Consider the following 17414-nt stretch of genomic DNA (forward strand, 5'->3'; position numbering starts at 1 on the left):
CTAATTCTGCCGTGACGTGGTTGGATATACTTGGTACAATAGCTTGAAAGAATTGAAGGAGGCCTTGTTATGGCAGAGGATTCATCCGCGCTGCACTTAGGTGATAGTCAGCTCGAAAAATTAATGTTGTTTCTGAAAGATCCTATTACCGAACAAAACCATTTGGACTATCGGTTTGAAAATAGTGAGTTACGCGAACTTCGGCCAGGAATTTGGGCCATGCCAGCGTATTTACAAGATGACGACGACTTTAGCCTGTTTTTCCTGTTCACAACGATCGAAACGGGCGACATGGTGGTCGCTTTTGCTGAGGGGACTCGTCAAGAAAAACAGCTTGCGTTGGGGACGCCGATGACGACTGGGGCGGGGCTAAACCTGTTGAACACCCACAAGGACAAGCGGGCGGTCCGGGTTTTTAAATTTTTAACGGATATTTCCCGGGCTGACGAGGGGGCTTGGCGGCAAATTACGGATTAACTGAGAAAGGAAGCGCAATGAGTGATGAAAAGCCGATTTAACTGGCCACTTTTTCTCTCACCGTTTATTTCGCGGGTCGGCGACTCTTTGTACTTATTTGCGCTTAATTGGTTTGTTGTTAAGGCCACTGGGAGCACGGTAATTCTTGGGATTGTCGAGGGATTCGGTGGCCTTGTTTTGGTTGTTGGCGACCTTTTATGTGGCGTTTTGGTGGATAATTTCAACCGCAAGCACATTTTGCTAGCTTCGGAGCTGGTCTGCTTATTGTCGTGTTTTGGATTTGCACTGATCATTGATCCGGAAAATCCTGCGACCTGGCAATTGTTATTACTGACGGCTGGACTGGACACCGGGATTGCGTTTAGTTTTCCCGCCGCTAAGGCCATTGTGCCAGAATTACTGGCGCCGAGTGCGTTGCAGCGGTTTAATGCGTTATCCAATACAACGTTAAACCTGGCCGACATTGTGACGCCGCTCCTTGGTGGCCTATTGCTGACGATTAACTGGATTGATTTTCGGACTTTTCTGCTACTTAACGGGAGTTCGTTTTTATTATCGTTTGGTTTATTGGTTAGCTTAAAGTACCAGTCCAAACGGGTTAGTGATCACCGATTGAGTTTATTAGAGAGTTTACGATCTGGTTTCCACTACGTTTTTCAGCATCCTGTGCTGGTTGAAAATGTTATTTTGAGTGGCTTTGCTAACGTGTTGTTTGCAGCGGTTCGGCTGGTTTTGCCGTTTGTTGTCACCCATTTCTACGGTGGGGACGCCCAATTGTATAGTTACTTACTGACCGGCCTAGCATTAGGGGGCATTTTAGGCGGGCTTCGCTTGACGGTGAGCCACCGGCCAGCGTCCAGAACGGCCAATTATCAAGATTTGCTTGTGGCTGCTGGTGCGGCTATCATTGCCGGAATTTGGCAGGTGTATCCCGTTTTGTTAGTTTTTGCTGTTGTTTACGGTTATGCAATGGCCTCGTTTAATATTCGAGCTTTCACGTTGACCCAGGACTTGACGGAAAACCAGTATTTGGGCCGGATATTTGGCATCTGGTTCATTGCACTGGATGGGTTCCAGCCAATTGGCTCCTTTGGCTTTGGATTTTTAACTGACATCACTCAAAATGCGACATTAACCGTCATTGGTCTGACCTTGGTAGCTGGATTGTTTGGTTTTCACCGCTTTTTTTCTGGTTCGATTAAGAGTTGACAGTCCCGACTGGCTCCGCTACAATTTAAATAATTATTGAGAACCTTTAACTTAGTCCCGTGAGGCTAACAAGGCGTCGTTTAACGTGTGGCGAAATTTGACCACCGACTAGACACCTCTGTGCCCACGGGCAATGAGGTGTTTTTCGTTAGGAGGGCGATTGCCATGGCAAGTAAGCAACCACGTTACCGTAATCCGGATGCGGTTTTAGATATTTGGGAAAAGCCCAAATTTGGGCAGTGGGTTGGACTGTCGATTCAGCACTTATTTTCAATGTTTGGTTCAACTGTTCTGGTGCCGATTTTGGTCGGGTTAAATCCTGGAATTGCGTTGTTCAGTTCTGGGGTCGGGACGTTAATGTACATTTTGATTACGAAGGGGAAAATTCCAGCATACATGGGCTCGAGTTTTTCGTTTATCGTGGTGATGCAAAGTTTGATGAAGGCGGGCGGTTATCCAGCTATTGCTCAAGGAACGCTGGCGGTTGGACTGGTCTATTTACTTGTCAGCCTTTTAGTGGCCTTCATTGGTTCGGACTGGATTGATAAGGCCTTGCCACCAATTGTGGTGGGACCAATCATCATGGTGATTGGATTATCGTTAGCTGGGAGTGCTGCGACGAATGCCACAATAGTGAATCATCACTACAGCTTGTTGTCGTTTGGGATCGCCATCGCAACGTTATTGATCACCATTATTTTTAATATGTTTTTGCGCGGCTTTCTGGGATTGATTCCAATCTTGTTGGGAATTGTTTTTGGTTATTTGATTGCCGTTTTGGCAGGGGTCGTCGACCTAGCGCCCGTTGCTGCCGCACCGTGGTTTAAGGTGCCGGCTTTCCAAATTCCCGGTGTCACGTATCCGATTGGCCTTCATCTTGACGCCATTTTGAGCATGGCGCCGATTGCTTTTGTGACCATGACAGAACATATGGGTCATATCATGGTCCTCAATAAGCTGACCCACCGTAACTTTTTCAAGGACCCAGGGTTAACGCACACGCTAGCCGGGGACGGGACAGCTTCAATGATTGCCAGCTTTGTCGGTGGACCGCCGATTACTAGTTATGGTGAAAACATCGGTGTTCTGGCAATTACCCGGGTGCATTCCGTTTATATGCTTGGTGGGGCCGGACTATTTGCAATTATTTTTTCATTCGTTGGTAAACTGAGTGCTTTAATTGAAAGTATCCCATCACCGGTCATTGGTGGTGTCAGTTTTCTACTATTCGGGGTTATTGCCTCAAGCGGGATGCGGGTGTTGGTGGATAACCACGTTGACTTTAATGAAAAGCGCAACCTGATGATTGCCGCAACCATTCTGGTGATTGGTATTGGCAACGCCAGCCTTCAAATTTGGGGATTAACCTTTTCGGGCTTGTCCGTTGTGACCGTTTTAGGAATTGCCATGAACTTATTACTACCAAAACACGCATCAAATGAGGAGGTCACCGATGGCACAGACGAGTAAGTTAGGACGGGTTGAGGCCATTCCGATGACGCGGCGTCACATGTCCTACTGGGATATGTTTGCCACTTGGGTGGGCGCCAACGCTAACAACGGGACGTGGTATATTGGCGGGGTCATTGCCGCTTGCGGGTTTATGACGGCGTCTACCACCCTCATAATTTCTGGAATTTTAGCCTATCTATTATTAGCTGCTGCAAGTTATATGGGGTATAAAACAGGTTTACCCGCAATGACCCTCACCCGGGCTTCATTTGGAATTCGGGGGAGTTGGTTGCCTTCTTTGATTAACCTGGTGCAGTTTATAGGTTGGGCAGCCGTTAATACGTTTATTGCAGCGCAGTCCATGAGTTATTTATTTAACGACCTCTTTGGTTGGCCAGTTTTTGGGCACAGAGGCGGTGTTTTTGGGCTCATCGTGGGTATCTTGATTATGAGCGTTTTTCATTTGCTGAGTGTTTCGGTCGGCCAACGATCTGTTCAACTCATTGAACGGGTTGGAATCGTCCTGGTATTTGTTTTCGTCATCTGGGAGACGATTGTTGTTTTTAAAACAGTTTCGTTTCACCAAATTTTGGCTTGGCGACCGCCGCATTCACTAGCAATGACACCAGGGGCTGCCATGGATGTATTGGCAGCGTTTAGTCTTGCCTGGGTTACAGCTGGCAGCGATTTCTCGCGGTTTACAAGTCGCCGGCAAAATGCTACTGGGGCGGCTTTTTGGGGCGCTAACCTTGGTTTGTTATGGTTCGCCTTTATTGGGGTCGTGGCCACGATTGGAACAGCGATTACCCTTCGCCATTTTGACCCTAATAATTCTGATCCGAGCACCATTGCTAGCCGGCTTGGTTTGGGCGCTTTAGCGATGGTCGTGATTGTTTTGACCAGTACCACGGCCAACGCCGTTAACCTAATGTCAGCTGGTTCCGCACTGACTAATATGACCCACCGGTTGAACCTGAAAGTTAGCTTGTGGATTGTAACTATCGTGGCCACAATCGTCACTTTTGTCCCGATTATTGCGGCGTCATTTTTGACCGTTTTTACCGCTTTCTTGGATGGTATTGGGATGGTATTAGGTCCCGAGATCGGGGTCTTTCTAGTCGACTTCTTTGTGATTAAAAAGCGCCAGTATCAACTATCAGCCTTCGGCGATCCAACCGGTCCGTACTGGTACCGGCAAGGGTTCAATTGGATGGCGTTGGGTGTTTGGTTCGTTTCTGTCATCGCATACCTTGGCTTAAAACACGTTGCGTTTATTGCTGACACGGTCGGGTCAACCTTCATTACTATTTTACTCAGTATGGCGTTGTACTACATTGGAATGACGGTGATTCAAAATCAAGCAAAAGCAAATCGTTAATGGTACACTGAATGTGGTAGTAGTTTAGTGCTTATCGGCCTTGAAAAACTTTCGATGCCACTTCATCGATGGGGTGGCGGACGTCTTAGTCGCTAGACATTGACTTGATTCAATCACGCCTATGAATGGCGCTTCAATGCGCTTTGAGTATCCGGCGCAAGCTGGATCAGTAATCGTATCTGAATGACGGGTAACGGAAAATTAAGAAATTGATTTTCTCTTCGCCGATGAGTTCTACTATCAGGAGCAGCCGAGTTTGGAAAGTTCTCGGCTGCTTTTTATTATGAGAAAAACGACCAAAAACGCTTTCAAACGTTGAATTTAAAGGACCAAAAATGAGAATATTTGTCATGAAAATGTTATCAAAAAACTGATATATTTTTGTAGGCAATCCTTATAAATGGTGTTAATATTGCAAAATCTTCTAAAAAAAACAGGGAGGGATTGCAGATGTATTTACGTCGAGCTGAAATGAGAGACTTACCACAAATTGAAACGATTATCCAGGATGGTAAGGAGCTGTTAAGGGCCCAAAATATTGATCAATGGCAGGGCAACTATCCGGATACAAAAGTCTTAGTCGACGATATTCAAAACGGCCATACGATGGTCCTGGTAGACCATAATGAAGTGTTAGGAACGGCGGCTGTGATCCCCGCGCCTGATAAGAGTTACACGGGCATTGATGGCGAATGGTTAACGAAGGACGACCATTACGTTTCCATCCACCGGGTCGCGGTTTCCGCAAAGCACCGTGGTCAGGGACTATCAGGTAAACTGTTTGATGCCATGTTTGCCGAAATTGACAAAGCGGCCACGGTAGACGGTATTCGAATTGATACCCACCCGCAAAACAAGGGAATGCAACACGTGATCAAAAAAATGGGTTTCACTGAAACGGGCCATGTTCAAGTCATGACCGACGGTGAGAACGTCACGGATTTTGCTTATGAAAAATACAATCACCAACAAGTGCCAGCACACGTTGAATAACGTTTAAAAAAGACCAATCTCACCGGGAAAATCCGGCTGGATTGGTCTTTTTTAGGCTGCGTTCCAGCGGTTTAATGCTCACCTGAATCGCGGCTTAGAATATGTGAGGTAATCAAAACATCTTGAAAAATGGCTGCCAGCACTGAGATAGATCCGACTAGGATGGTGACGATAACGAGTATTAAAATCATCCCGGGTGCGTCAGTTTTATCGGCAACGATGTACACGGGCCACCAATCAACGAGTAGTCCCGCGGTCATGACAAGCGCACCGCGTTTCAGCCAGTTGAGCACAGTGAGTGTTTGATAGCGAAACGTGGTTTCAAGGTTAACGATTGAAAATAAGCGCCAAACTTGAATGGTGCAAAAGAGGGTGCCACAGACTAGTAAAACGAGGCCGCCAACTAACAGGGCCTGTGATACTAGCCGGTGCGTTCCTGTCCGCGCAGCCACTTGCCACAGACTGTGAGTGGTCAAACCGCCAACTGCCATGAGGCTGACACACGCGATTAAGCTGACTAATTTCATCATCCGACTTTTCATAGCATGCCCCCCATTTGGCAATATCATAACATCGCCACCCCAAAAAGCCTAGATGACTGGCGGAATTGTAATATTTTAGGGTTTATTTTTTGGCTAACCAAAAAAGATGATTCTTATGTGCAAACATTATTTAAAAATGGATGCAAACATGCGATAATGGAGAGGTAAAGGGGTGGCAAGAATGGCCGAAAAGAATCAACTTTCAGGGCGGCGTTTCTTCGTGGTAACGCTGCTAAATGCGGGGATTACAGTTGTTGAAATACTAGGGGGCCTCTTTTCTGGTAGTTTATCATTGCTATCAGATGCTTTTCATAACTTGGGTGACACCTTTTCAATTTTAATCGGCTACGTCGCGCACCGAATTAGTCAGCGCACCGAGGATGAACGGAATACGTTTGGGTACGGTCGGGCGCAGATTTTAGCGGCGCTGTTAAATGCGACGCTGTTGATTGTCGTTTCACTCTTCTTAATCGTGGAAGCGGTGCGACGATTGTCACAGCCAGAATCCATCGATGGTGGGTTAATGTTGACGGTCGCAGTGATCGGGTTGTTAGCCAATTTAATTTCAACGGTGATGATGCACCGGGGTTCCAAGCATAATATGAACATGAAGGCGACTTACCTTCACTTATTAAGCGATACTTTGTCGTCATTTGGGGTCATTATTGGGGCATTGCTGATAGAGTGGTACAATATAACAATTGTGGACCCCATCATTACGGTTTTAGTTGCTGGATATATCATGTTTGAGTCTTGGCCTATTATTCGCCACGCTATTCAGATTTTGATGCAGGGCGCGCCGGACATTGATTATGACGCAATCAAGGCCGACTTAAAGGCCATTCCAGGCATCACGAACGTTCACCATTTACACGCGTGGATGATGGATGAAAACCGGATTGTTTTGTCGGTTCACGTCAATATGGACGATATGAAGCTAAGTGAAGCAGAGAGATTGTATCGCCAGATTGAACATGTTTTAAAGGAAAAGTACCACGTGTATCACGTAACGATTCAAGCTGAGGACTTGCGTGGTCATGATGAGGAACTGATCTGCAATGATTCAGAGCTTCACGAACAACACGAACATTAACGAGGTGGAAACAATCATGACGCCCATGAAAGAGGATTATTTAAAATTAATATTTGAGATTGGTGGTGGGTCTCAAAAAGTATCAAATAAACAAATTGCCATCAGCTTGGACATTGCAGCGGGTTCCGTGACCGAGATGGTGACGAAAATGGCGGCAGAAGGGCTTGTTGAACATGAACCGTATGCGGGCATCTCGTTAACAGAGACTGGTGCAAAGCTAGCGGTTGAGCTTGTCCGAAAGCACCGAATCTGGGAGACGTTTTTGGTCAGTGAACTCAAGTATGCGTTACCTGATATTGACGATGATGCGGAAAAGCTGGAACACGTGACGAGTACCAAGTTGTTAAACGCGCTGGACGATTTGCTGGGCCATCCCAAGCGGTGCCCTCATGGCGGGGTTATTCCAGACCGCAATGGGCACTACGAAGAAGATAGTCACCGGATTTTAAATGACGTTAAAGACGGCGAAACGGTCGTTGTTGACCGGTTTATTGATAATCGGGACCTTTTAAATTATTTGGGTGATATCAAGTTAGACTTAGGCGATCAATTGCAAGTCATCAAGCACGATTCGTTTGAGGGTCCCATTCTTGTTGAAAACTTGACGGACGATTCTGAACTCAGTATTGGTTACAAAGCCGCTCACTATATTTTCGTTAAGTAGTGGCTGTTAAAATGAAGACGCCGCGTTTTGGTGGCTGTTAAGCTATCAAAGCGGGGCGTCTTTTTTTGGCTTCTGGCTTGAAAGAACACGTGCCAAACGCGTTCAGCTAAGCTATAATTTAGACAAGATAAGTCGGGAAAGAAGTGGATGATGTGACGACCAGCAAGGGAAACTTGACGCTAAAAACAGCCCTTCAGGCGGGCCGAATCATGATTGAAAACGGTTCTGAAGTCTCGCGAGTAGAAGACACAATTAACCGAATCGCGCAAAATGCAGGGTTTCCCAACAGTAAGGTCTACGTCACGATCACAGGCATTATGATGTCGATCTCAGACCGGGGGGAAGCCCAAATTGAGCCGATCTCAACGCGGACCTTAGACTTAGAAAAAATAGCGCAAGTCAATGATTTGTCCCGGAAATTTGCTGCCGAGGCTATTGATCTCGAAGCGTTTAGTGATCAATTGGACTATCTCGAGCACCATAGCGCCTATTTCCCGGTTTGGGTTCAGGCATTATCGGCGGCATTAGTCAGCGGGACCCTTGAAGTGGTTTTTCGAGCTAATCCGCCGGACTTTTGGATCACTTGTATCATCGGAATGGTCGGTTGGTTAGTTTATTTTGGCATTAACCAGTTGGTCAAAGTTCGCTTTTTAAGCGAATTTCTTGGGTCAGTTGCCATTGGTCTGCTAGCTATTCTGGCGGTTAAGTACCAGTTCGGTCACTCGATGGATGACATCATCATTGGATCTGTTATGCCGTTAGTTCCTGGGGTTCCTTTGACGAATGCTGTGCGCGATATTTTGGCTGGCGACCTTGTTAGCGGCATTGCCCGGGGGGTGGAGGCGCTAATGAGTGCCATCGCTATTGGGTCCGGCATCGCAATGATGTTGCAAATTTTGTGAGGTGATGACGATGCTAATAATTGATTTGTTATTCACCTACATTGCAACGGTAGCGTTTGGTGTCTTGTTAAACTTGCCACACCGAGCATTGAACATGGCCGGGCTTATTGGAACCCTCAGCTTTTTGGCGTACAAGCTATTGATGATGGCTCATAGTGGCCTCGTAACAGCTAATTTAGTCGGTGCCGTGTTAATCGGGGTCTTAAGTATGCAGGCCGCGAAGTGGCTCAAGATGCCTGTGATTATTTTCAATATTCCAGCGCTGGTACCGTTCGTTCCAGGAGGCCAGGCCTATCAAATGGTTAAAAACTTTGCCTTAGCGGATAACACGGTTGCCTTTAGTTTTTTGTTTCAAGTAATCGAAATTGCAGGTGCTATTGCCTTTGGCTTTTTACTGGCAGAATTATTTATCCGGTTACAACAAAAGTTGTTAGACTGGCTGGCCAGTCGGCGGAAAGCAAGTGACCGTGACATCAAACGGTATTAAGCCCCAACCTAGAGACTTTTCGCTGGTCACAAGATACGGTAAAATAAACTATGCTATACTCGAAACTACAGCGTGACTGTAGTTTTACAATTGGGAGGATTCAACATGATGATTGTGTCTGAACGGGATCGACCGTTTCGACTGCTGCTGAGCGGAGGGCTATTTGTTTTTCTCGCTATCGCAGTGATGCAAGGTTCAAGTTTGTTACTGGTAGTGGATGATTTAGGGATTCAGCTTGCTCAAAAAACGCAAACGGGCCTAAAAGATGGTCTTTTCCACTTGATTACCACGCTTGCCAGTCCAACCCTAGATATCGTTTGGGTCTTAGTGTTAGCGTTTTTTCTCTGGGGATTTAAGTACAAGATTCCAGCGCTGTGGGCCATCGGGGTCATGATCAGTGGTGACGTTGTGGCGTTTATTGTTAAGCATCTCGTGGGTCGGGCCCGGCCCATCGGCCATTTAGCCGCTGACGATGGGTTTAGCTTTCCAAGCGGCCACGTGTTTGGAATGTTCTTACTGGTTGCCATGATCTGGTTACTGGTGCTGCCCCGAGTTAAAAAGTACTGGCAGCTGATCCTGTTACGGGCGATACTGATGATTTGGGTATTACTCGTCGCTTTCTCAAGGGTCTATATGGGTGCTCATTTTCCAAGCGATACGGTGGCCGCAATGTTGTTGGGCTACGCTTGGATTCAGGTCTGTGAGTATCTTTACGTCAGTCTTGCTCCCCGGCTAAAACAGGTATCATTTGTTAAAAATTCCATTATCTAAGGAGTGGTTCAAATGCAAAAGCGACTGGTTAAATCTTCGGATAAGATGATTGCAGGTGTGCTTGGTGGCCTTGCAAATTATTTTGGTTGGGACCCAACAATCGTTCGAATTGGTTATGCAGCCCTGACCATTTTTACGGGAATTGCCCCCGGTGCGCTAGTTTACCTGGTTGCACTAGTGGTCATGCCTAACGACTAACGAAAAAAGCGTTGACCGATTCAACCGGTCAACGCTTTTTGAAATTAGGATTGAAGGTCTGCGTACCATTCACTAAATAAAGTCATCCAGTGGGCAACGTGGGGGTTGTTTGAGGTTGCGTCCCAAGCTGTCGTGGCATCTGCTAACGCAAGGCCGTGGGGTCCATGGTGAAAGAAATGAGCCTCGACATCAACGCCGGCCGTGGCAAGAGCAGCTGTATACGCGCCAGTATTTACGGCTGGCACGATTGGATCGTCTACCGTTCCCCAGGCAAAGGTTGGTCGATTCGTTTTAGAAACGTGTTTTTCGGCGGCAAACCGTTCTGGAGTATCCGTCCATTTTGCAATCGTTTCGGCGTCTTTTGGGAAACCCAACTGGGGACTGATGACTGGATACCCTAGGAGGACGGCTTGGGGTCGCAGGATGGTCGAGGTCGACTGAGCATCGCGGGCCAGCCAATCGGTGTTCCAGTAGTCGTTGTAAAGCGCCACAATGTGACCACCAACGGAAAAACCAGCGATGACGACTTGGTTGGGGTCAATGGCCCAGTCGGCTGCGTTTTGCTTAACGACCGTCACAGCTCGTGCGAGATCGACGATAGGTGCTGGCAGGAGCGGTGATTGGTCCGATAAAGTCGTATAATTAAGATAGAAGCTTTGAAAGCCGAGTCGATTAAAGGCTAGAGCTAGCGTTTCGGCCTGCGCTTGTGGTATATGGGTGTAAGAACCCCCAGGTACGACGATGATCGCGGGCCAATTCTTGGGGGTTGGCCCATCGCTGCGATTCTGAATATAGCCTGTTAGTGTCGCCGGTGAGTCGGTAGTTAGACGTTTTGATATGAGTTGCATAATATCACCTGATTTTAAAAAATTCAAAGATCGTCCAACTCCATTATAAGCACGAGAGACTAAAAACGAAAGTAAGGGAGCACTATGTTAGAGCCTGTCATTCAAACATCACGGTTGACGTTACGAGCGTTTTTAGAGTCCGACCTAGAGGACTATTATGAAATCGTGAATAATCCAGAGGCTGCTCGAAAGGCCGGTTTTCACTATGCCCGCGATCTGCAAGAGGCTCGGTATCTGCTGATGCAGTCGTTGCGAAGTCAGTCAGTTTTTGCTGTTGTTGAGACCCGAACCCAAAAGGTGATTGGAAGCATTGGCTTGTACGATCACTTGACTGAGGCGGGAGATGTGGCAGAGACTGAGCGCGAATTAGGATACATGCTTAATGCGGCGTTTTGGAACCGGGGCTACATGACTGAGGCAGGGCAGGCCGTTTTGACCTATGCTAAGCAAACCCTGCAGTTGACGACGGTCTGGGCGAGTTTTCTAGAGGATAACTTCGCATCAAAACACGTTTTGACGAAGTTGGGATTTACATACGTGGACACGTACCACCACCCACCAATGGCAATTTACCTACCAAACGTCACAGAATTATTCTATAAATGGGAAGCAAATTGAAAAAACAATTGCAAACTGGTTATGATTCGCTATAATAGAGTGGAATTGATAGAAGAGGCGCGAAGTCCAAGAGTCGCCACAGCAAGGTTGATCAGAACCGGTGCGGTGTGGTAAAAGGGGCCTTCGCCGAAATGCGGTCTGACTGATTTCAGGCGGTGTTGGGTCTTGGCTTAATAGGTCAAGGACTGTCGCAACGAAGGAGTTGCGGGGCGCTTTCTACGATAATGCTAACTGATGACGATCAAGTGGCTTTCTCGGGGTGTGTCTCGCGAGAAAGCTTTTTTTGTATCAGAAACTTCGTTGCGGAAACTAAGGTTTTGGAAAGTGAGTGAACTTTTTATGGCAGAAAACGCAACGGATCATCAGGTTAAGCGTGAACTCAAAACGCGACACCTTTCGATGATTGCGCTAGGTGGCAGTATCGGGACGGGGTTATTTGTGGCCAGTGGTTCAGCAATTTCAACAGCTGGACCGGGTGGTGGCCTACTCGCGTACGTCGCGATGGGGCTCATGGTTTATTTCTTAATGACAAGTTTGGGCGAAATGGCAACAAACATGCCAATTTCAGGATCGTTTGCTGCCTATTCGACCAAGTATGTTGATCCGGCTCTCGGGTTCGCCATGGGGTGGAACTACTGGTTTAACTGGGCCATTACGCTAGCGGTCGATATTAGTACTGCTGCCATTGTGATGAAGTATTGGCTTCCTAATGTGCCAGGTTGGATTTGGAGTGTGTCCGTTTTAGTCATCATCTTTTTGATCAACGCGCTCACGGTCAAGGCCTTTGGCGAAACAGAGTATTGGATGGCCATGATCAAAGTGGTCACGGTGCTGGTCTTTTTAGTAGTCGGGGTTTTAACCATTTTCGGTATCATGGGTGGCCATGCGACCGGTCTGGAAAACTTCACGTATAAAAAAGCACCGTTTGTTGGTGGTGTCCCAGCCATTTTAGGCGTCTTCGTTGTGGCTGGGTTCTCGTTTCAAGGAACCGAACTTGTTGGGATTACGGCGGGCGAATCAGCAACGCCTGAAAAGAGCATTCCTAAGGCAATCAACCAAGTCTTCTGGCGGATTTTGCTATTTTACATTTTGGCAATCTTTGTGATTGCATGTATTATTCCATACACGAGCCCAGATTTATTGGGTTCTGAGGCTTCTGATATTGCTATTAGCCCATTCACGCTGGTCTTTCAGCGCGCTGGGTTGGCTGCAGCGGCCAGTGTCATGAATGCCGTCATTTTAACGTCTGTGATTTCTGCCGCCAATTCCGGCATGTATGCGTCGTCGCGGATGCTTTATTCGTTAGCCATTCAAGGCAATGCACCACGCTACTTTGAGCACACGACGAGCCATGGGGTGCCACTGCGAGCTCAAGTTGCAACGACAATTGTCGGGGCACTGGCTTTCATCACCAGTATTGCAGGGCCAGAGGTCTACACTTGGCTAGTTGCTGCCTCAGGGTTGACCGGGTTTATTGCTTGGCTTGGGATTGCAATTTCACATTTTCGTTTCCGACGGGCCTTTGTTAAGCAGGGTCATGACGTGAAGGAATTGAAGTACCATGCCAAGCTGTTCCCGGTTGGGCCATTACTGGCCTTGATTTTGTGTTTGCTGGTGATTGCTGGGCAAAACACGGGGGCATTTATTCACTTTGACTGGGAACAAATTTTGATTACGTACCTTAGTGTGCCACTGTTTGTTGTCTTGTTTGTTTACTACAAGATTCGGCACAAAACGAAGTTGATTCCACTTGATCAAGTGGATATTTCGTCGACGCGAACGGAACAACGACATGATTAAGCGATTTGAAAGCGCGGTTTAACGCGCTTTTTTTGTGCATTTCAAATAAAAGTGGCACGACATATTGAAAAACGAATTGAGCATGATACAATATATTGTGCTGATTAAACGTGAGGGAGACAAACACATGATTGTATTATCTGGAACGATTGGGGCCGGCAAAACCAGTTTAACGAACTTACTTGCTGACCATTTAAACAAACCGGCTTTTTACGAGTCGGTTGATGACAACGAAATTTTGCCCTTATTTTACCAAAACCCTAAAAAGTATGGTTTCTTGCTCCAAATTTACTTTTTAAACAAGCGCCTTGGTAGCATTAAGGAGGCTTATCAGGATGATGAAACGGTCTTGGATCGTTCCATTTTTGAAGACTCCTTACTGTTTAAGCTGAACGCTGACTTGGGTCGGGCGACCCAAACAGAAGTCGAGATTTACGACTCTTTGCTGCAGAATATGATGGAAGAACTGCCAGATATGCCTCACAAAAAGAACCCGGATCTGTTGATTCACATTAGTATTTCATTTGATACGATGCTAAAACGAATTAAGAAGCGTGGCCGGTCGTACGAACAGTGGGACCAAGACCCGAGCCTATACAACTACTATAAAGAATTAGATGAACGGTACTTTGACTGGTACGAACAATATGATAAGTCGCCAAAGATGGTTATTGATGGTGATCAGTACGACTTTGTGGAAAATCCTGATGCTCAAAAAGACGTCTTGAAACTTATTGATGCCAAAATGACGGAACTCAGCCTGTAAAGACTTGCACTTAGTGGTCAGGTATCGTAAGATGTTGGTAACAAAGATCAAACGCGATGTGTCTTAAGTAGACGGTCAGTGAGACGGAGTTAGTGGAAACCGTCACGTCGAACCTCCAATACATCTAAGCGGACAGTTAATCCTGTACGGCTCATCCCCGTTACCGATCAAGAGGGTATGACAATGGTCATAAACTTGGGTGGTACCGCGAAGCTTTCGTCCCAATTTGGGGCGGAAGCTTTTTTTGATCTAAAAATGCACACCGAGAGGAGATTCACTATGCTTGATTTAAAATTGATTCGAACGGAAACTGATTTTGTCAAAGAAAAGCTGGCGACTCGAGGCGTTGATGCGTCAGAAATCGATGCGTTATTACAGCTCGACCAAGATCGCCGGGATCTGATTGTTAAGAGTGAGACGATGAAGGCCCAACGAAATCAGGTCTCAGATGAAATTTCGCAGTTAAAACGAAACAAGGAAGATGCCAGTGCTAAAATCACCGAGATGAAGCAGGTCGCTACGGATATTAAGGCGATGGATGAGACGCTGACAGCCTTGACTGAAAAAGTTCGGGATGCCCAATCGCGGTTGCCTAACATCCCCAACGATAATGTTCCTGTCGGGTTGACGGAAGACGGGAGCGTTGAACTTCGCAAATGGGGAGACGTACCAAGCTTTGACTTTGAACCGAAGGCCCATTGGGAAATCGGCGAAACCCTCGGTATTTTAGACTTTGAGCGAGGGGCCAAGGTTTCTGGTAGCCGCTTCCTATACTATGTCGGACAAGGTGCGCGTTTAGAACGTGCCGTGTATAACTTTTTCTTAGATGAAAACGAAAAGGCGGGCTTCAAGGAAATCCTCCCGCCTTACATGGTGAACAGCGAGTCAATGTTTGGCACGGGCCAGTTTCCGAAGTTTAAGGAGGATGTCTACTCGTTAAAGGAGGCTGACGAAACCTTGATTCCAACGGCGGAAGTACCGTTGGTCAACTACTACCGTGACGACGTTATTGACACCGAAAAGTTACCCGTTCGATTCACCGCACTTTCACCTGCTTTTCGGTCGGAAGCTGGTAGTGCTGGGCGAGATACCCGTGGCTTAATTCGTCTTCACCAGTTTAATAAGGTTGAAATGGTGAAGTTTACGAAGCCTGAACAATCATGGGACGAACTTGAACACATGACGAACCACGCTGAGGACCTGTTGAAAAAGTTAGGGCTTGCCCACCATGTCATTACCTTAACGACCGGGGACATGAGCTTCACAGCGGCTATGACTCACGATTTGGAAGTCTGGTTCCCACAACAGGATCGATACCGCGAGATCTCAAGCTGTTCCAATTGTACGGATTTTCAAGCGCGTCGGGCTCACATTCAGTATCGTGATGAAAACGGTAAGCTCCAATACGTTCACACGTTGAATGGTTCAGGCTTAGCAGTTGGGCGGACGGTTGCGGCTATTTTGGAGAACTACCAAAACGCCGACGGGACTGTGACAATTCCAGAAGCGCTACGGCCGTATATGGGTGGTCAAGAAACAATCGTCAAAGAAAACTAACTCGCAGCACTTTAGAAACTGGTGGTTATCGACTTGTTCGATGCTCACCAGTTTTTATTTATTCGGTCAAAATGGTGATTTAGCATCGAAAAAATGAAAAAAACACTAGTAATTGTGGTTGGTTTCGTGTATTATATTTTGAGTGATGAAGTGAGTCGCAGCGGATGAATAACTATTCAATTTAGTTTTAAAAAACCGTTGACACATTTTCATCCAGATGATAAACTATAATAGTTGTTTCGGAGAGGTCGATCATTTATTGTTCACCTTTTGAGCACATGGAGGATTAGCTCAGTTGGGAGAGCGTCTGCCTTACAAGCAGAGGGTCACAGGTTCGAGCCCTGTATCCTCCATTTGAGCCGTTAGCTCAGTTGGTAGAGCATCTGACTTTTAATCAGAGGGTCGACAGTTCGAGACTGTCACGGCTCATTCCCAGTTTTCCATGCGGGTGTGGCGGAACTGGCAGACGCGCTAGATTTAGGTTCTAGTGTCTTACGACGTGGGGGTTCGAGTCCCTTCACCCGCAGTTTATTAATTTAATAGCTTTACTTTCGCCGACTTAGCTCAGTTGGCAGAGCATCTCACTAGTAATGAGGGGGTCGGAGGTTCGAATCCTCTAGTCGGCATTATGCGGAAGTAGTTCAGTGGTAGAACATCACCTTGCCATGGTGGGGGTCGCGGGTTCGAATCCCGTCTTCCGCTTTTAACATTGTATTTCCCTGCCGGGGTGGCGGAATTGGCAGACGCACAGGACTTAAAATCCTGCGGTCAGTGATGACCGTACCGGTTCGATCCCGGTCCTCGGCATTCAATTTAATATTATTATTATGCACCCATAGCGCAACTGGATAGAGTGTCTGACTACGAATCAGAAGGTTGTAGGTTCGACTCCTACTGGGTGCATTTTTGCTGTATTACAGCAAAAGCGGGAAGTAGCTCAGCTTGGTAGAGCACTACGTTCGGGACGTAGGGGTCGCAGGTTCAAATCCTGTTTTCCCGACTCAGAGGGTCGTTACGTTGGTAACGGCTTTTTTTGTGCATTTAAAGCAACGCTGTCGGCATTCGCTTGTAAATTGAGATCAATTTAGGTTTAAGTCTTTGCATTTTAGCAAAAGATTCGTATAATGAAAGTCAACATTAGTCAAAGTAAATTGCGAAGTTGATGGACGGGGGTGAGTAGCGTGCAGAATCAAAACATTTCCGATATTATCGAGAAGTACCTAAAGGACATTCTTTCTGATTCTGAACACTTAGAGATTCGCCGTTCTGAGATTGCTGATTTGTTCAATGTCGTGCCGTCTCAGATTAACTATGTCATCAAGACCCGGTTTACGATTTCGAACGGCTACCTAGTCGAAAGTAAGCGTGGTGGCGGTGGGTATATTCGAATCGAGAAGGTCAACCTTTTGGATGATACGGATGTGCTTGACTCGTTAATTGAAACGATTGGTGATGCAATTGGGCAACGAGACGGTTATGCTGTGGTTCAAGGCCTTTTTGAAAGTGGTGTGATTGGGCGACGAGAAGCCAATATTATTTTAACCATCATTAGTAAAGATACTTTAGCGATGGATAACCGCGCACAGGAGAATGGCTTAAGGGCGCGAATTTTAGTTAGTATTTTAAATCATTTGCGTTATGAGAGCTGAGAAAGTGAGG

The 17414-nt window shown here is 46.6% G+C and carries 18 protein-coding genes, 8 tRNA genes and 1 riboswitch; of the genes, 24 read left to right on the forward strand and 2 right to left on the reverse strand.

Going from position 1 to position 17414, the window contains the following annotated elements:
• The first annotated feature begins 69 nt into the window (after window positions 1–69).
• The 5 genes from FC96_RS03835 to FC96_RS03855 all read left to right on the forward strand — a co-directional run bounded on the left by FC96_RS03835 (window position 70) and on the right by FC96_RS03855 (window position 5509).
• Window positions 70–477: a hypothetical protein gene (locus FC96_RS03835; RefSeq protein WP_054659389.1), complete on the forward strand. Its 408-nt coding sequence runs from the start codon at window positions 70–72 to the stop codon at window positions 475–477.
• Window positions 478–501: 24 nt separating this feature from the next.
• Window positions 502–1686, forward strand: a complete 1185-nt coding sequence (locus FC96_RS03840; RefSeq protein WP_056942078.1) for an MFS transporter — start codon at window positions 502–504, stop codon at window positions 1684–1686.
• A 165-nt stretch (window positions 1687–1851) separates the two neighbouring features.
• On the forward strand, window positions 1852–3156 hold the full coding sequence (locus FC96_RS03845; RefSeq protein WP_056942079.1) for a uracil-xanthine permease family protein: 1305 nt from the start codon (window positions 1852–1854) through the stop codon (window positions 3154–3156).
• Window positions 3140–4516, forward strand: coding sequence for a cytosine permease (locus FC96_RS03850; protein WP_056942080.1), 1377 nt, complete (start codon window positions 3140–3142; stop codon window positions 4514–4516). The genes FC96_RS03845 and FC96_RS03850 overlap by 17 nt, the downstream gene beginning before the upstream one ends.
• 450 nt (window positions 4517–4966) lie before the next feature.
• Window positions 4967–5509, forward strand: a complete 543-nt coding sequence (locus FC96_RS03855) for a GNAT family N-acetyltransferase (protein ID WP_056942081.1) — start codon at window positions 4967–4969, stop codon at window positions 5507–5509.
• Window positions 5510–5580: 71 nt separating this feature from the next.
• Here the strand turns inward: FC96_RS03855 and FC96_RS03860 are convergent, their stop codons facing one another.
• On the reverse strand, window positions 5581–6051 hold the full coding sequence (locus FC96_RS03860; protein ID WP_056942082.1) for a DUF2975 domain-containing protein: 471 nt from the start codon (window positions 6049–6051) through the stop codon (window positions 5581–5583).
• A gap of 181 nt (window positions 6052–6232) precedes the next feature.
• On the opposite strand from FC96_RS03860, the gene FC96_RS03865 reads away from it, so the two are divergent.
• The 6 genes from FC96_RS03865 to FC96_RS03890 all read left to right on the forward strand — a co-directional run bounded on the left by FC96_RS03865 (window position 6233) and on the right by FC96_RS03890 (window position 10166).
• Entirely contained in the window at window positions 6233–7144 is a 912-nt protein-coding gene (locus tag FC96_RS03865; RefSeq protein ID WP_054659393.1) for a cation diffusion facilitator family transporter, read from the forward strand.
• Between the two features lie 16 nt (window positions 7145–7160).
• Window positions 7161–7808 carry a metal-dependent transcriptional regulator gene (locus tag FC96_RS03870; protein ID WP_056942173.1) on the forward strand — a complete coding sequence of 216 codons (648 nt, stop codon included), beginning with the start codon at window positions 7161–7163 and terminating at the stop codon, window positions 7806–7808.
• Window positions 7809–7960: 152 nt separating this feature from the next.
• Window positions 7961–8710 carry a threonine/serine exporter family protein gene (locus FC96_RS03875; protein ID WP_056942083.1) on the forward strand — a complete coding sequence of 250 codons (750 nt, stop codon included), beginning with the start codon at window positions 7961–7963 and terminating at the stop codon, window positions 8708–8710.
• A gap of 10 nt (window positions 8711–8720) precedes the next feature.
• The gene (locus FC96_RS03880; RefSeq protein ID WP_056942084.1) at window positions 8721–9197 is read left to right on the forward strand and encodes a threonine/serine exporter family protein; all 477 of its coding nucleotides are present in this window, start codon (window positions 8721–8723) and stop codon (window positions 9195–9197) included.
• Window positions 9198–9302: 105 nt separating this feature from the next.
• On the forward strand, window positions 9303–9968 hold the full coding sequence (locus FC96_RS03885) for a phosphatase PAP2 family protein (protein WP_082593250.1): 666 nt from the start codon (window positions 9303–9305) through the stop codon (window positions 9966–9968).
• A 12-nt stretch (window positions 9969–9980) separates the two neighbouring features.
• Entirely contained in the window at window positions 9981–10166 is a 186-nt protein-coding gene (locus tag FC96_RS03890) for a PspC domain-containing protein (protein WP_054659396.1), read from the forward strand.
• 44 nt (window positions 10167–10210) lie between these two features.
• Here the strand turns inward: FC96_RS03890 and FC96_RS03895 are convergent, their stop codons facing one another.
• Complete coding sequence (locus tag FC96_RS03895) at window positions 10211–11014, reverse strand: lp_1002 family arylesterase (protein WP_054659497.1); 804 nt, start codon at window positions 11012–11014, stop codon at window positions 10211–10213.
• Window positions 11015–11098: 84 nt separating this feature from the next.
• Here FC96_RS03895 and FC96_RS03900 point away from each other — a divergent pair, with 84 nt between their 5' ends.
• The 13 genes from FC96_RS03900 to FC96_RS03960 all read left to right on the forward strand — a co-directional run bounded on the left by FC96_RS03900 (window position 11099) and on the right by FC96_RS03960 (window position 17404).
• Window positions 11099–11632 carry a GNAT family N-acetyltransferase gene (locus tag FC96_RS03900; RefSeq protein WP_054659398.1) on the forward strand — a complete coding sequence of 178 codons (534 nt, stop codon included), beginning with the start codon at window positions 11099–11101 and terminating at the stop codon, window positions 11630–11632.
• 44 nt (window positions 11633–11676) lie between these two features.
• Window positions 11677–11855, forward strand: a riboswitch (Lysine riboswitch).
• A 116-nt stretch (window positions 11856–11971) separates the two neighbouring features.
• The gene (locus FC96_RS03905; protein WP_056942175.1) at window positions 11972–13432 is read left to right on the forward strand and encodes an amino acid permease; all 1461 of its coding nucleotides are present in this window, start codon (window positions 11972–11974) and stop codon (window positions 13430–13432) included.
• Window positions 13433–13559: 127 nt separating this feature from the next.
• A complete protein-coding gene (locus FC96_RS03910; protein WP_054659400.1) occupies window positions 13560–14198 on the forward strand; it encodes a deoxynucleoside kinase in 639 nt (212 codons plus the stop codon).
• A gap of 279 nt (window positions 14199–14477) precedes the next feature.
• Window positions 14478–15755, forward strand: a complete 1278-nt coding sequence (serS, locus tag FC96_RS03915; RefSeq protein ID WP_054659402.1) for a serine--tRNA ligase — start codon at window positions 14478–14480, stop codon at window positions 15753–15755.
• Window positions 15756–16035: 280 nt separating this feature from the next.
• A tRNA-Val gene (locus FC96_RS03920) sits at window positions 16036–16108 on the forward strand.
• Between the two features lie 3 nt (window positions 16109–16111).
• Window positions 16112–16184: transfer RNA gene (locus tag FC96_RS03925), tRNA-Lys, on the forward strand.
• A 15-nt stretch (window positions 16185–16199) separates the two neighbouring features.
• Window positions 16200–16281, forward strand: a tRNA-Leu gene (locus tag FC96_RS03930).
• Window positions 16282–16308: 27 nt separating this feature from the next.
• A tRNA-Thr gene (locus tag FC96_RS03935) sits at window positions 16309–16381 on the forward strand.
• 4 nt (window positions 16382–16385) lie between these two features.
• Window positions 16386–16457: transfer RNA gene (locus FC96_RS03940), tRNA-Gly, on the forward strand.
• A 19-nt stretch (window positions 16458–16476) separates the two neighbouring features.
• A tRNA-Leu gene (locus FC96_RS03945) sits at window positions 16477–16562 on the forward strand.
• A gap of 22 nt (window positions 16563–16584) precedes the next feature.
• Window positions 16585–16658, forward strand: a tRNA-Arg gene (locus FC96_RS03950).
• Between the two features lie 23 nt (window positions 16659–16681).
• Window positions 16682–16755: transfer RNA gene (locus FC96_RS03955), tRNA-Pro, on the forward strand.
• A 181-nt stretch (window positions 16756–16936) separates the two neighbouring features.
• Window positions 16937–17404 (forward strand): CtsR family transcriptional regulator, encoded by a 468-nt coding sequence (locus tag FC96_RS03960; RefSeq protein ID WP_056942085.1) that lies wholly within the window; start codon window positions 16937–16939, stop codon window positions 17402–17404.
• Window positions 17405–17414 lie beyond the last annotated feature (10 nt).

Origin of the sequence: Secundilactobacillus kimchicus JCM 15530 (assembly GCF_001433995.1) — a bacterium.
Lineage (GTDB): Bacteria > Bacillota > Bacilli > Lactobacillales > Lactobacillaceae > Secundilactobacillus > Secundilactobacillus kimchicus.

What these genes read in the sequence shown, in the direction of transcription:
- FC96_RS03860 (WP_056942082.1), bottom strand. Translation starts at nt 6,051, where the DNA reads ATGAAAAGTCGGATGATGAAATTAGTCAGCTTAATCGCGTGTGTCAGC.
- FC96_RS03870 (WP_056942173.1), top strand. Translation starts at nt 7,161, where the DNA reads ATGACGCCCATGAAAGAGGATTATTTAAAATTAATATTTGAGATTGGT.
- serS (WP_054659402.1), top strand. Translation starts at nt 14,478, where the DNA reads ATGCTTGATTTAAAATTGATTCGAACGGAAACTGATTTTGTCAAAGAA.
- FC96_RS03895 (WP_054659497.1), bottom strand. Translation starts at nt 11,014, where the DNA reads ATGCAACTCATATCAAAACGTCTAACTACCGACTCACCGGCGACACTA.
- FC96_RS03905 (WP_056942175.1), top strand. Translation starts at nt 11,972, where the DNA reads ATGGCAGAAAACGCAACGGATCATCAGGTTAAGCGTGAACTCAAAACG.
- FC96_RS03865 (WP_054659393.1), top strand. Translation starts at nt 6,233, where the DNA reads ATGGCCGAAAAGAATCAACTTTCAGGGCGGCGTTTCTTCGTGGTAACG.
- FC96_RS03910 (WP_054659400.1), top strand. Translation starts at nt 13,560, where the DNA reads ATGATTGTATTATCTGGAACGATTGGGGCCGGCAAAACCAGTTTAACG.
- FC96_RS03840 (WP_056942078.1), top strand. Translation starts at nt 502, where the DNA reads ATGAAAAGCCGATTTAACTGGCCACTTTTTCTCTCACCGTTTATTTCG.
- FC96_RS03845 (WP_056942079.1), top strand. Translation starts at nt 1,852, where the DNA reads ATGGCAAGTAAGCAACCACGTTACCGTAATCCGGATGCGGTTTTAGAT.
- FC96_RS03835 (WP_054659389.1), top strand. Translation starts at nt 70, where the DNA reads ATGGCAGAGGATTCATCCGCGCTGCACTTAGGTGATAGTCAGCTCGAA.
- FC96_RS03880 (WP_056942084.1), top strand. Translation starts at nt 8,721, where the DNA reads ATGCTAATAATTGATTTGTTATTCACCTACATTGCAACGGTAGCGTTT.
- FC96_RS03900 (WP_054659398.1), top strand. Translation starts at nt 11,099, where the DNA reads ATGTTAGAGCCTGTCATTCAAACATCACGGTTGACGTTACGAGCGTTT.
- FC96_RS03855 (WP_056942081.1), top strand. Translation starts at nt 4,967, where the DNA reads ATGTATTTACGTCGAGCTGAAATGAGAGACTTACCACAAATTGAAACG.
- FC96_RS03885 (WP_082593250.1), top strand. Translation starts at nt 9,303, where the DNA reads ATGATGATTGTGTCTGAACGGGATCGACCGTTTCGACTGCTGCTGAGC.
- FC96_RS03890 (WP_054659396.1), top strand. Translation starts at nt 9,981, where the DNA reads ATGCAAAAGCGACTGGTTAAATCTTCGGATAAGATGATTGCAGGTGTG.
- FC96_RS03850 (WP_056942080.1), top strand. Translation starts at nt 3,140, where the DNA reads ATGGCACAGACGAGTAAGTTAGGACGGGTTGAGGCCATTCCGATGACG.